The following is a 13,204-nucleotide window of genomic DNA, read 5'->3' as shown; positions in this document are numbered from 1 at the left end:
TCGATGAAGGCAAAATCAATATTCCTGCGCATGATGCAGCTTGTAAGAATAGAGATAAAGCGGAATTGCAGCCAATTGAGCAACCACGGAAACTACTATCATCGCGGGAATGCTGATATCATACAAAACGCCAAGCAACCAGCTTCCGAGGAACCAAAAGATACCAAAGGAGCATTCAAAAATGCCATAGCCTGTAGCTCGGTTTATTTTCGGAACCATGCTTGTAACGGCAGCTTTCAAAATCGATTCCTGTGCTCCCATACCGATACCCCACAAGCCTATGCCAAGCAGTACCATTGGTAATGAATTGAAAGCAAAAACAAACATGGCAAAAGGCGCAGAAATGATTGTGGACAGTACAAGTGCCTTGACGCCCTTTTTGTCGTACATATAGCCGAAGAACAGCGCTGCGACTGCGTCAACGAGCATTGCTCCTGCATAAAGAAGCGGAATCGTACCACTGTTGACAATCGATGATGTTTCAGCCAGCCCAGAAGCAATACCGGTAAATGTTCTTGAGATATGCATGATAATAATGGAATAGTCTATAAAGCCAAAAGCAAACAGGCTGATCCCTGCGATGTATAGCACAAACTCTTTCTTCATTTTGAAAGGGATGTACTCTTTCGGCTCAGGCTCGAAATGTTCCGGATTGGGGAATTTATGCTTTGTGACAAACAGAAGAATGATTGTTATTGCTCCGGGAATTGCAAGGAAAGCAAAACAGGTGGAATAGATCTGAAATGTTGTTCCCTCGGTTTTGAACAACATAACAATGTATAGTAGCACTGGGCCAAGGAACGCACCAATCTGGTCAAGTAGTTCCTGTATACCGAAGCTTTTTCCGACGCCTTCCTGCGAAGCTGCGAAAGACATGATCGTATCCTTGGCAGGTTTCTTGATTGCTTTCCCCATCCGCTGAATTACAAGAAGCATACATGCCAGAATCCAACCGTGATCGCCCACAAGCGCCAGTGCTGGAACAGCAATTATATCAAGCAAATAACCTAAGATGGTCATTGGCCAGTACTTTTTTGTTTTGTCGGTAAGCTTACCAAAAAAGTATCGCATGGAATAACCGATCAGTTCACCAAGTCCTGATATGAAGCCGATGGTTCCGGCGGAAGCGCCGAGAAGCGAAAGATATGAGCCTCGGATGCTTGATGCACCTTCATGGGTCATATCTGAGAAGAGACTCACGATGCCGAACAAGACAATAAACAGCATCGCCTGTGATAGCCGGTGTTTATTCTTTGTGTCACGCATATCATTTCTCCTCCTTCATTATTTCGCTAATGGTCGAAAAGTCTGCTTTGCTCTCATTCTTGCATCGCTGATACAGAATATCAAGCAGCTTGGCAAATTCATCGCGCTCGTTTTCGCTTAATACCGCTGCCAGCCACTCATAAAATTCTGCTTCAACACGCGCTTTTGAGTTTTTCAGATTTTCTGATTTTTCCGTCGCATACAAGAGTTGGCTGCGACCGTCTGCCGGATTTGGCTTTCGTATTAGATACCCTTTCGCCTCAAGGCTTGATGCCTGCCGAGCAACAGCACTTTTATCAATTCCAAGCTTTTTACAGATTTCTGCTTGTGTGATGCCCGGGGTCTTGCGAACGGCATGAATAAAATCAAATTCTGAAGTTCCGATTCCGTCAGCTCTTAAAGTCCTCGTGGTGAACTTGCTGACCTCTCGGGCAATCTTTGTAATTTTTCGCTGAGTAATATCCAAAGCAATCCCTCCTATACTAGTTGATAGGTCAACCAATATAGATGATACATCAACTGGTATAGGAATGCAATAGTAGATATAAATATTTCTTTAAATTCTGCAACAGTCCGTCAATTCGCTTGTGCCAACGAGATGCCCTCGCTTCTGCGATGCTTTTTTCATACCCATTTTTAAGGAGAGTGATGTCTATGGGAATACTGCAAGGAATATTCAAGGCGCGCGACAAGCCCCAAAACAGCCTTGGTGGCAGCCGTTACAGCTTCCTGTTCGGCGGTACGACAGCCGGAAAACCTGTCAACGAACAGACCGCTATGCAAATGACGGCGGTGTACTCCTGCGTAAGGATACTGTCCGAAACGGTGGCTGGACTGCCGCTCCATGTTTACCGCTACAACGATTCGGGCGGTAAAGAGAAAAATCTGACCCATCCGTTATATAAGCTGCTCCACGACGAGCCAAACCCTGAGATGACTTCATTCGCGTTCCGGGAAACGCTGATGAGTCATCTTTTATTATGGGGAAACGCATACGCGCAGATTATCCGAAACGCCAGAGGCGAGGTCATTGCCCTCTATCCGCTGATGCCGAACAAAATGACGGTCGACCGTGATTCAAACGGCCGGCTTTTCTATTTGTATCAGCGAAGCACCGATGATGCACCAACGCTCGGAAAAGACAGTCAAGTCTACCTCGCACCATCGGATGTGCTGCATATCCCAGGCTTGGGTTTTGATGGTCTGGTCGGTTATTCACCGATTGCAATGGCGAAAAACGCCGTGGGATTGGCAATGGCCACCGAGGAATACGGAGCGAAGTTCTTCGCCAACGGCGCCGCACCGGGCGGCGTGCTGGAACATCCCGGAACCATTAAAGACCCGCAAAAAGTCAAAGAATCCTGGAACGCCGCCTACCAAGGCTCAGCCAACTCACACAGGGTGGCCGTTCTCGAAGAAGGCATGAAGTACCAATCCATTGGCATCTCGCCCGAACAGGCGCAGTTTCTGGAAACGAGGAAGTTTCAAATTAATGAGATCGCCCGTATTTTCAGAGTGCCGCCGCATATGCTCGCCGACCTTGAAAAATCATCCTTCAGCAACATCGAGCAGCAGAGTCTTGAGTTCGTGAAATACACACTCGATCCGTGGGTGGTCCGCTGGGAGCAGTCCATGTGCCGCGCCTTGCTTTCTGATACCGAAAAGCCGACGGTGTTTATCAAGTTCAACGTGGACGGACTGCTTCGCGGTGACTATGTCAGCCGGATGAGCGGTTACGCCACGGCAAGGCAGAACGGCTGGATGAGTGCAAACGACATCCGTGAGCTTGAAAACCTCGACCGCATCCCTGCGGAACTGGGTGGCGATCTCTACCTCATCAATGGCGCGATGACCAAATTACAGGACGCGGGCGCGTTCGCAAATACTACAGGAACGGAGGATACAACCAAATGAAGAAATTCTGGAACTGGGCACGGGATGAAGATTCCGGTGCCCGAACGCTCTACCTTGACGGTACGATTGCCGAGGAAAGCTGGTTTGACGACGATGTCACCCCGAAAGCATTCAAAACAGATTTGATTGCCGGAGAGGGTGACATTGTTATTTGGATCAACTCACCCGGCGGCGACTGTATCGCGGCAAGTCAGATTTACACCATGCTCATGGATTACAAAGGCAGGGTTACCGTGAAAATCGACGGTATTGCAGCTTCGGCGGCAAGCGTTATTGCTATGGCGGGAACCGAGGTGTTGATGGCTCCAACGGCGCTCATGATGGTGCATAACCCGCTGACCATCGCAATCGGCGACAGCGAGGAAATGCAGAAAGCAATCTCTATGCTGGACGAGGTCAAGGAGAGTATCATCAACGCCTATGAAATCAAGACCGGGCAGTCCCGTGCGAAGCTTTCCCACCTTATGGACGCCGAAACCTGGCTCAATGCCAACAAAGCAATTGAACTGGGCTTTGCGGACGGCCTTCTGGAAGATGAGAAAAAGCGGATTCAACCAGATGACGTCACCTATGCTTTCAGCCGTCGGGCGGTAACGAACTCACTGCTGAACAAGGTTAAACCCAAGATACCCAAACAGAACAAGGGCACACCCGTTGAGTCGCTGGAAAAGCGGCTCTCTTTAATTTCACACTAAATTTTATGGAGGTAACATCAATGAACAGAATTCTTGAACTGCGCGAAAAGCGCGCAAAAGCATGGGAAGCCGCAAAGGCTTTCCTTGATACCAAGCGCGGTACCGACGGTTTGGTTTCCGCTGACGACACGGCCACTTACGACAAAATGGAAGCTGACGTGGTCGCTCTCGGCAAGGAAATCGACCGTCTCGAAAAACAGGAAGCACTCGACCGTGAGCTTTCCAAGCCTCTGAACACTCCCCTCACAGGCAAGCCTGCCGTCCCCGGCATGGAAACCAAGACCGGCAGAGCGTCAGATGAGTACAAAGCAGGAATGCTGCAGGCGCTCCGCTCCAACTTCCGTCAGGTCAGCAATGTCCTGCAAGAGGGTGTTGACACGGACGGCGGTTATCTTGTCCCCGTTGAGTATGATGACCGTCTTATTCAGGGTCTGAAGGAAGAGAATATCTTCCGTAAGCTGGCTACCAGAATCACGACCAGCGGTGAACATAAAATCAATATCGCAGCCACAACTCCTGCGGCGGCATGGATTGATGAGGGTGCTGCGCTTACTTTCGGTGACGCGACCTTCGCGCAGATTCTGCTTGACGCCCACAAGCTCCATGTGGCTGTAAAGGTTACGGAGGAACTGCTCTACGATAATGCTTTCAATCTTGAAAGCCACATCCTCGACCAGTTCACCAAGGCTCTGTCCAATGCTGAAGAGGATGCTTTCCTTAACGGAGACGGTCAGGGTAAGCCCCTCGGCATCTTTGCCGCAACTGGCGGAGGTCAGATTGGCGTTACCACTTCCGGTGCTTCGATTACGGCAGACGAGGTATTAAACCTCATCTATGCCCTCAAGCGTCCGTATCGTAAAGAGGCCGTATTCATCACCAATGACCAGACGCTTGCCGTTCTCCGCAAGCTGAAAGACGGCAACGGCGCATATATCTGGCAGCCGTCCTATCAGGCTGGTGAACCCGACAAGCTAGCAGGCTACTCCATTTACACCTCTGCTTTCGTTTCCACCATTGCACCGGGGGTGCCTGTTATGGCATTCGGTGATTTCAGCTACTACAACATCGGTGACCGTGGTTCCCGTTCCTTTGCACAACTCAAGGAACTCTACGCAGGCAACGGCATGATTGGCTATGTGGCAAAGGAGCGTGTCGACGGCAAACTGGTACTACCCGAAGCCGTACAGATTCTTAAGATGAAGGCCTAAGGAGGTAGCGATATGAGCGAATATAATGCGAAGAACTACACCGAACAGGGCGGCGAGAAAACCGTCATCGGCGGAACGTTGGAAATCAAGGAGGGAGCCTCGGTAACGGGACTTCCTTCTTCTCAAGTACCCGTCACTACAGAAACCACACTTGGCGGAGTAAAGGCAACCGCCAAAACTGAAACGGATACTGTTCCGGCGAAAATCGGATCTGATGGAATCCTTTATGTTCCGACTTACCCAGCTGTGCCGGAAGTGCCTGTCGCGGTAAACCAGGCGGCAAGTGTGGCGGAGGATATCACTTTACTGCTTGCCGATTTCAATGCCCTGCTCGAAAAACTGAAAACCGCTGGGCTTATGGCTCCGGACGCGCAGGAATAAAGAAAGGACGGTGGCGGTATGACGCTGCTTGAAAAAGTCAAAGCAAATCTCATCCTTGAACACACGGCAGACGATGAACTCCTTCAGCTGTACATCACCGCCGCCGTTAAATACGCTGAAAGCTATCAGCATCTCACAGAAAACTACTACACAGATCATCAGATGCCGCCTACCACAGAGCAAGCCGTCATTATGCTGTCGTCCCACTTCTATGAATCCAGGGACGGCAGCACGGGCGGCTTTTTTGCGGATAATGTGCAAGCCGGACAGCAGGTATGGAATACGGTCAATCTTCTTCTAAGACTCGACCGGGATTGGAAGGTGTGAATATGAGTTTTGGGAAGATGAGTTCCTTCATCGACATCATTTCAGCAGAACCGGTCAAGGACGCTGATGGCTTTATAAATCACGGGGACACAGTTCTTGCTTCAGTCAGAACATATTTTGAGCAAAAGAACTCCACAGAAAAGTGGCGTAATATGGCGCAGTCAGATGAGGTGAATGCCTTGTTCCGACTGCGCACCATTCCCGGCATCGAACTAAATACTCGCCACGTTATTGTCTGTGAAGGCAAACGCTACAACATATACTCGGTTGAAAATGTAAAGGTTCGAGGGATATATCTTGAAGTATTGGCGGTGAGCACTGATGGCTAAGGTCGACTTCAAAATGCCGGATGACTTCCTCCTCAAGGTGTCAAGGCTGGCTGAAAAAACCGACGAAATCGTACCAAAGGTTCTTGAAGCCGGTGCCGAAGTCGTATATGACAAGGTAAAAAGCAACCTTTCATCCGTGGTCGGTAAAAACACGAAGATTGAAAGCCGTTCCACTGGCGAACTTGAATCAGCGCTTGGAGTATCTCCGGCCAAGCAGGACAGAGATGGTAATTTCAACGTGAAGATAGGCTTCAAAGAGCCGCGTTCGGATGGCGGCAGTAACGCTAAAATTGCTAACATCCTCGAATACGGCAAGCATGGTCAAACCCCGAAGCCTTTTCTGAAACCTGCAAAGAGCAAATCAAAAGACGCTTGTATCGAGGCTATGACTGACAAGCTGGAAAGCGAGATTGATAAGCTATGAGTATATTGTCCGATTTGAACGCACTGTTTGAAACCACAAATATCCCTGTTGAAACAGGTGTCTTCAGCGGCGTGCCTCCCGATGAATATTTGGTGCTGACGCCCTTAAGCGACACATTTGCTGTTTTTGGTGACAATAAGCCGCTTGCGGATATAAACGAGGTCAGGATTACGCTGTTCAGCAAAAACAACTATTTACAAAGAAAGAATCAGCTTGTGAGGATGCTCCTCCAGGCTGATTTTGTTATAGCCGACCGCCGGTATGTAGGACACGAGGATGATACCGGCTATCACCATTACGCCATTGATGTGGCGAAATATTACGAATTGGAGGAATAGTAAATGGCTACTATCGGGCTTGATAAGCTCTATTATGCAAAGATAACGGAAGGCACGGACGGAACCGAAACTTACAGCACGCCCATCCAGCTTGCTAAAGCTATGAAAGCTGATCTGTCGGTTGAACTGGTGGAAGCGACTCTTTACGCTGATGACAGTCCCGCCGAGGTTGTGAAGGAATTCAAATCCGGAAAACTTTCACTGGGTGTCGACGATATCGGCACAACCGCTGCCGAGGACCTGACCGGGGCAAAGATTGACGACAACCATGTCGTGATATCCGGAGGTGAGGACGGTGGCGCTCCCGTTGCTATCGGGTTCCGCGCAAAGAAATCCAACGGCAAATACCGTTACTTCTGGCTTTACCGTGTCGTATTCGGAATCCCGGCAACCAACCTGCAGACCAAGGGTGACAGCATCACCTTTTCCACGCCGACCATCGAGGGTACGGTATACCGCCGTAATAAACTGGACGGCAATGGCAAGCATCCGTGGAAATCCGAAGTCAACGAGGACGACACGAGCGTTCCGGCATCTGTTATCACAGGCTGGTGCACGCAGGTTTACGAGCCCACATTCGCCGCTCCTGTCGGAGGTGGCGAATAATGACTGATGAAAGAAGCGCAAAAATTGCTATCGGTGGCCAGGATTACGAACTGATCCTTACCACCAAAGCGACAAAAGAGATTGCCAAGAGATACGGCGGTCTTTCTAATCTGGGCGAAAAGCTCATGAAGTCAGAGAACTTCGAGATGGCACTCGACGAGGTGGTGTGGCTCATTACGCTGCTTGCCAACCAATCAGTACTGGTACACAACCTACAGAATCCCGCCAAAAAACGAGATCTGCTCACAGAGGATGCGGTCGAACTGCTCACCTCGCCGCTCGAGCTCTCCGACTACAAAAACTGCATTATGGAAGCAATGTTCAAGGGAACGAAGCGCAATATAGAAAGCGAGGACGAGTCCTCAAAAAACGCACAGGTCGGGTAAACGACGAGGAGTTGTTTGCCCGGCTGATTTTTTACGGTGTAACTCTGCTGCACCGGTCAGAGCCGGAGGTCTGGCTCATGCCGCTGGGTCATCTGCTCGACCAGTGGGAGATATATAAGCAGTTTAACGGTCTGGCAAAACCGAAGCGTGAGCATTACATCGATGAAATCATTCCAAGCGGTATCTAAGGAGGTGGTGAGATATGGCAGATAATTTTGGCTTGAAAATCGGCGTCGAGGGTGAAAAGGAGTTCAAGAAAGCCCTTTCTGACATCAATCAGTCGTTCAAGGTACTCGGTTCGGAAATGAAGCTGGTCGAGTCCGAGTTCGGCAAAAATGAAAACAGCGTCCAGTCCCTCACCGCCAAAAACGAGGTTCTGACAAAGCAGATCGATGCGCAGAAAGAGAAAATCGAAACCCTCCGCAAGGCGCTTGAAAACGCCTCCGATTCCTTCGGCGAGAATGACCGCCGCACACAGCAGTGGGCTGTTCAGCTGAACAATGCGCAGGCAGAACTCAACGGCATGGAACGCGAGCTCAAGTCGAATGAAAAGGCGCTTGACGGTGTGGCAGACGAGTTTGACGATGCTGAAAAACAAGCAGACCAGTTCGGCGACGAGCTTAAAGACGCGGGTGATAAAGCCGACGATGCTGGCGGGCGGTTTCAAAAACTGGGCGGTGTTCTAAAAGGTATAGGAGCCGCAATGGGCACCGCTTTTGTCGCGGTGGGAGCAGCCGCCATCGGAGCAGCAAAATCCCTGACCGATATGACGGTCGGCGCCGCTGCCTACGCCGACGAAATTCTCACGATGTCCACGGTTACGGGAATGTCAACCGAAAGCCTGCAGGCATACAAATACGCCGCTGAACTGGTCGATGTCTCAATGGAGACCTTAACCGGTTCTATGTCCAAGCAGGTCAAGTCGATGGCTAACGCGAGGGACGGCTCGGCTAAGTTTGCCGATGCTTATGCAAAACTCGGCATATCCGTGACAGACAGCAGCGGACAGCTCAGGGACAGCGAAACCGTGTATTGGGAAACCATTGATGCGCTTGGTAAAATCTCGAACGAAACCGAACGTGACGCCCTCGCTATGCAGATTTTCGGCAAGAGTGCTCAGGAACTGAATCCGCTCATCGCCCAAGGCAGCGAAGGCATTGCAGCTTTGACGGAAGAAGCGAAGCGCATGGGTGCAGTCATGTCCGACGATTCCCTGAACGCTCTGGGTAAATTCGACGACAGCGTCCAGCGTCTAAAGGCGGGCGCCGGCGCAGCGAAAAATGCAATGGGTACCATTCTTCTGCCCCAGCTGCAGACGCTTGCAGACGATGGGGTATCCCTGCTGGGTGATTTCACACGCGGACTCAATGAAGCGGGCGGCGACTTCGGAAAGATATCCGATGTAATCGGCAATGCAATCGGTGGAATTGCGGATATGGTCCTTGAAAACCTCCCCAAGATTATGGAGGTCGCTGTCGATATCGTTATGGCGCTGGTAAACTCCATAACGGATAACCTGCCTATGATTATTGAAGTGGCCAGTTCGGTTATTTTCACCCTGCTCCAAGGTCTGGTCGAAGCCTTACCGCAGATTACACAGGGAGCCGTACAACTGGTCATGTCCTTAGTGGATGGAATTATTGACAACCTGCCTATGCTCATACAAGCAGCCATCGACATGATTATTACCCTTGCGCTCGGTATCGCGGACGCACTCCCGGAACTGATTCCTTCTATCATAGAAGCAATCATTCTGATTGTGGACACTCTGCTTGCCAACATGGATAAAATCCTCGAAGCGGCTTTCGCTATCATCGCCGGTCTGGCTGAGGGACTTTTGAATGCGCTGCCAAGGCTCATGGAAGCGCTGCCACAGATTATTACGACTATTATCGAATTCATTACCAGCAATCTACCCGCCATCATCGAGATGGGTATCACGCTTATTGTTCAGCTTGCAGCGGGTCTGATTCAGGCAATCCCACAGCTGATAGCCGCCCTACCTCAGATTATTGTAGCAATCGTCAGCGGGCTTGGCAGCGCGGTTGGTTCAGTGATGCAAATTGGTATTGATATTGTCAAAGGTCTGTGGGAAGGCATCAAGTCGATGGGCAAATGGCTGTCCGATTCGGTCGGCAACTTCTTTGGCGGGATTGTCGATGGGGTTAAAGGGCTTCTCGGCATCCACTCCCCGTCGACCGTGTTTGCCGGAATCGGTGGCAATATGGGCGAAGGCATTGGTGTCGGCTTCCTTAACGCCATGAACGGCGTGGAAAAAGATATGCAAAAGGCTATCCCAACAGAATTTGATGTCAACGCCACTGTAAACGGCAAAGGCAATGCCGATAAAACCATAAACCACACTGGGGTTATCCGGGTTGAGGGTGTCAACAACCAAAATGAGATGACCTCGGTGGTAGATATCATCATCAATCAGTTAAGGGGTGAGGTGCGGATATGACGGAACTGAAAAACATGGATAACGGAATTGTTATCACCCCGTTCGTTTCATTGAAAGAAAAACAGGAGGTTATCCGCACTCTCCATAAAACCCTTGACGGCAGGCAGTTGATTTCACGTTTCGGCGAGCCTGCCGTCTCATATGAGCTGACCGTTTATGTAAAAGAGGACGGCAGACAGGCTTTGTTCTCCGCCGAGGACCAGCTTTCGCTTTTGAAGGTTACTTTGGGCGGAAAGGTGTACTTCGGCAGGATTACCAAACTGTCCGAATTCGACCGTATTTCAAGGGAGTATTTCAAAGCTGAAATCACGCTCGCAAAGGAGACGGATGTATGAGAAGTGTTCCTCTTGACCTAAAGCAGAAGCTCCTAAAACGCTTTTACGGAACATCAACCGACAACCTGCCCCAAATACAGGTTATTGCGAAACAAGCAAGTATCAACACACTGATCACCGAGGTGATCCATGAAGATATCCCGGCGAACTTCGGTGATGTGGCCATCAGACAGCTTCCGGGAGAAGCACAGCCGAGCCTTGTTTATGCAGTTTGTGTTGATAACGGCACGGGCAGTGTTTACTCCCGAAAAATGCCAGCTTATGCCGAACAGGAATGGGAGTTCGTTTGGAGTATCGGTTCGGTCAAGGACGTTGCAATCGAGTTTGACGGTGACTGGCGTATCAATCCAAAAAAGCGGTATTACGAGCTGATGACCGAGGAAACGCCGTACATCTTTTTCATAGACGGCAGCAATAACCTGTATGTACAGAAATGGAGCGACGTATCCACAAGGATACCGCTTGCTGAAGGTGTCTCACAGATTTCCGTTTGTCGTGGCTGGCAGTCGACACTCGACACAGGAGTCGACCAGGGCTTAATCATCGGTTATCTGCGGGATGATAAAGTGTTCTATCGCGCCTATTGTCAACAAAGCAACGGTGAGTATATCTGGGAAACTGAGAATGAGGTTACGGAGCTTGGTACAGGCAACGCGACCCTCTGTGTATTCCGAACTAATGATTTCAGGGTTGGTTTTCTCACCGAAAACGCAGGCGTGATGAACTATGTCCTCTCCGATCGCACCTACGCGGGACAGGCGATGCCTCCCGAATACGCGGAAAGCTGGCCGCAGGACGTAAAGGTATGGATGAACAATGTACAGTATTATTATCCTGTCTTTTCGGAACATGGAGAAGCTATCCCAGATATGCCATACCTTGCCTGCTATGCAAAAGATGAACCCGCTCTCTCAGTTATCGAGCATGAACGCATCGGACTTCGCGAGATTGTTATCACCTTCAACCGCATGGTTGGAGGCATAAACGGTGCGTTTGAGAACTACTTCACAACCTTCCCGGTGCGCCCGGTGGAATCCTGCGTCTGGCAGAACGACAACCAGCTGAAGTTGACCCTCGCACAGGATTTAGGGCAAAGTGTTGACTTTACGATTACAGTCAGTGAGTGCCACGAGGCGTGGCAAGTTATAGACGGTCACAGAATGCCGATTGAAGCGACAGCGTTTGTCCTTGCCGGGCTGCCGATACAGACCATTCTCAGGGAAACAGCTATGGTAACGCCAATCGCCGGGATGTACATCAATATCAAGACCGACCATCGTGCATACCTTAACGAGAGCGTTACGGTTAATGTTGAAAGCACCGTTACTCTGCCGCCGGTAGGCATATTACCGATTTAGGAGGAGAAGTCATGGAATTTAAACAAAAAGCGGTCATTCATAACCGATTCGATGTTGAGGTACGCGATGCTAAGACAAACGAACTGAAGCAGACCGCCGTCGCCTACAATATTATTCTGAACCGCTGGTTTCATTATTTCACAAACACCGGCGGAGTAAGCTACTATGCCGACCCATTGAAGGCAATCGGCGTGGGAAAAGGAACAGGAACGCTGAGTGTCACTCGCACCGATGTATTCAGCTATCTTGGCAGAAAGATACCGACCACGATTGAAACCGTGTATGTATATCCGACCTCGTATATTACGAAGGAAATCCGCCTTGAGGCAGACCAGTTTAATGGAAATAACATTACTGAAGTGGGCTTTCTGGCCGCCTATTATGATACCTATTATCACTTTGTGACCCATGCGTTCCTGCAGGACAGCGAGGGTAATCAGATAGCTATCCAAAAGACAGACACCGAGTCGGGTAGGTTAGAGACTTTACAGCCTCCTTCCCCCCTAAGAACCGTGCGTGAAAGTTTCCCCTCACACGGCTCAAGCACTTGTAAACTTACTCAACTCTATGAGTAAGCCAGCTCAATCGGGTTTTGTATATAACCATGTAGGCTATTATGACATTTTGAATGCACTATGTATTTCTTGTTTGCTTGCTCGTCCTTATGCATTCTCCACGTCCCTTTTTCAACTACTCTTTCGCCACATATTGGGCATAATCCTTTTTGTCTGTTCCACATTCTTCTTAAGGCATTTCTTCCGCTCATACTTTCAAAGAGTTTGTAACCTTCCCTTTCTTCAAAATATGATTTCCATTCTGTATCATAAGGGTTTGCTTCTTTTCTTATCTTTACATGCCTTAATATTTTAGTATCAGAAGCTCTTTTTAACTTTACCAATCCTTTGTCGGTCTTTGCTGCAAATACCCAGTTTCTTGTCTCTATACTATGGAAGTATCTATTCTTTATCCACTTCTTGCCCTTCTTTGGATGTCTCCTGCAACACCACTGCCATAATTTAAGGAATATCTGATTATCAACATGACCAAATGCCTTCTTTGATACTTTATGTCTGTGATGATTTGCCCATCCTTGTATTTTAGGGTTCAGTAGTCTTATTAAGTCCTCCTGTTTAACCATTTTGTGCTTTTCTATAGTCTCTCTTATACTTGTCAGAA

At 49.3% G+C, this 13,204-nt stretch carries 17 protein-coding genes; 14 read left to right on the top strand and 3 right to left on the bottom strand.

Translation table 11 applies throughout. The features are described from left to right. Positions 1 to 15 precede the first annotated feature (15 nt). Together ACECE_RS0204415 and ACECE_RS0204410 are read right to left on the bottom strand one after the other, a co-directional pair. Positions 16 to 1,266, bottom strand: coding sequence for an MFS transporter (locus ACECE_RS0204415; protein WP_010244617.1), 1,251 nt, complete (start codon positions 1,264 to 1,266; stop codon positions 16 to 18). A gap of 1 nt (position 1,267) precedes the next feature. Continuing rightward, entirely contained in the window at positions 1,268 to 1,732 is a 465-nt protein-coding gene (locus tag ACECE_RS0204410) for a MarR family winged helix-turn-helix transcriptional regulator (protein WP_010244614.1), read from the bottom strand. A 188-nt stretch (positions 1,733 to 1,920) separates the two neighbouring features. On the opposite strand from ACECE_RS0204410, the gene ACECE_RS0204405 reads away from it, so the two are divergent. The 14 genes from ACECE_RS0204405 to ACECE_RS30945 all read left to right on the top strand — a co-directional run bounded on the left by ACECE_RS0204405 (position 1,921) and on the right by ACECE_RS30945 (position 12,603). Continuing rightward, positions 1,921 to 3,180 (top strand): phage portal protein, encoded by a 1,260-nt coding sequence (locus ACECE_RS0204405; protein WP_010244611.1) that lies wholly within the window; start codon positions 1,921 to 1,923, stop codon positions 3,178 to 3,180. Further along, positions 3,177 to 3,875, top strand: coding sequence for a head maturation protease, ClpP-related (locus ACECE_RS0204400; protein ID WP_010244608.1), 699 nt, complete (start codon positions 3,177 to 3,179; stop codon positions 3,873 to 3,875). The genes ACECE_RS0204405 and ACECE_RS0204400 overlap by 4 nt, the downstream gene beginning before the upstream one ends. A gap of 20 nt (positions 3,876 to 3,895) precedes the next feature. Beyond that, a complete protein-coding gene (locus tag ACECE_RS0204395) occupies positions 3,896 to 5,083 on the top strand; it encodes a phage major capsid protein (protein ID WP_010244605.1) in 1,188 nt (395 codons plus the stop codon). A gap of 12 nt (positions 5,084 to 5,095) precedes the next feature. Beyond that, positions 5,096 to 5,464 carry a hypothetical protein gene (locus ACECE_RS0204390; RefSeq protein ID WP_010244601.1) on the top strand — a complete coding sequence of 123 codons (369 nt, stop codon included), beginning with the start codon at positions 5,096 to 5,098 and terminating at the stop codon, positions 5,462 to 5,464. An 18-nt stretch (positions 5,465 to 5,482) separates the two neighbouring features. Then, positions 5,483 to 5,791 carry a head-tail connector protein gene (locus tag ACECE_RS0204385; RefSeq protein WP_010244598.1) on the top strand — a complete coding sequence of 103 codons (309 nt, stop codon included), beginning with the start codon at positions 5,483 to 5,485 and terminating at the stop codon, positions 5,789 to 5,791. A 2-nt stretch (positions 5,792 to 5,793) separates the two neighbouring features. Next, entirely contained in the window at positions 5,794 to 6,120 is a 327-nt protein-coding gene (locus ACECE_RS0204380; protein ID WP_010244596.1) for a head-tail adaptor protein, read from the top strand. After that, positions 6,113 to 6,544: an HK97-gp10 family putative phage morphogenesis protein gene (locus tag ACECE_RS0204375; protein ID WP_010244593.1), complete on the top strand. Its 432-nt coding sequence runs from the start codon at positions 6,113 to 6,115 to the stop codon at positions 6,542 to 6,544. Before ACECE_RS0204380 ends, ACECE_RS0204375 begins: the two co-directional genes overlap by 8 nt. Further along, a complete protein-coding gene (locus tag ACECE_RS0204370) occupies positions 6,541 to 6,882 on the top strand; it encodes a hypothetical protein (protein ID WP_010244590.1) in 342 nt (113 codons plus the stop codon). Before ACECE_RS0204375 ends, ACECE_RS0204370 begins: the two co-directional genes overlap by 4 nt. A gap of 3 nt (positions 6,883 to 6,885) precedes the next feature. Continuing rightward, positions 6,886 to 7,488 (top strand): major tail protein, encoded by a 603-nt coding sequence (locus ACECE_RS0204365; protein ID WP_010244587.1) that lies wholly within the window; start codon positions 6,886 to 6,888, stop codon positions 7,486 to 7,488. After that, entirely contained in the window at positions 7,488 to 7,874 is a 387-nt protein-coding gene (locus ACECE_RS0204360; RefSeq protein WP_010244585.1) for a hypothetical protein, read from the top strand. The genes ACECE_RS0204365 and ACECE_RS0204360 overlap by 1 nt, the downstream gene beginning before the upstream one ends. A 202-nt stretch (positions 7,875 to 8,076) precedes the next feature. Then, positions 8,077 to 10,335 (top strand): hypothetical protein, encoded by a 2,259-nt coding sequence (locus ACECE_RS0204350; RefSeq protein ID WP_010244579.1) that lies wholly within the window; start codon positions 8,077 to 8,079, stop codon positions 10,333 to 10,335. Further along, positions 10,332 to 10,670 carry a hypothetical protein gene (locus ACECE_RS0204345; protein ID WP_010244576.1) on the top strand — a complete coding sequence of 113 codons (339 nt, stop codon included), beginning with the start codon at positions 10,332 to 10,334 and terminating at the stop codon, positions 10,668 to 10,670. The genes ACECE_RS0204350 and ACECE_RS0204345 overlap by 4 nt, the downstream gene beginning before the upstream one ends. Next, entirely contained in the window at positions 10,667 to 12,028 is a 1,362-nt protein-coding gene (locus ACECE_RS0204340) for a hypothetical protein (protein WP_010244572.1), read from the top strand. The genes ACECE_RS0204345 and ACECE_RS0204340 overlap by 4 nt, the downstream gene beginning before the upstream one ends. An 11-nt stretch (positions 12,029 to 12,039) precedes the next feature. Continuing rightward, the gene (locus ACECE_RS30945; protein WP_010244569.1) at positions 12,040 to 12,603 is read left to right on the top strand and encodes a hypothetical protein; all 564 of its coding nucleotides are present in this window, start codon (positions 12,040 to 12,042) and stop codon (positions 12,601 to 12,603) included. Here ACECE_RS30945 and ACECE_RS26585 read toward each other — a convergent pair. Beyond that, a partial coding sequence (locus ACECE_RS26585; protein WP_040427979.1) for a group II intron maturase-specific domain-containing protein occupies positions 12,594 to 13,204 on the bottom strand: 611 nt, incomplete at its 5' end. The two genes, ACECE_RS30945 and ACECE_RS26585, sit on opposite strands and share 10 nt — an antisense overlap.

It is taken from the genome of Acetivibrio cellulolyticus CD2, assembly GCF_000179595.2.
Classification (GTDB): Bacteria; Bacillota; Clostridia; order Acetivibrionales; family Acetivibrionaceae; genus Acetivibrio; species Acetivibrio cellulolyticus.
Note: the sequence above shows the minus strand (reverse complement) of the source record. Positions and strands in the feature narration are given on the sequence as shown.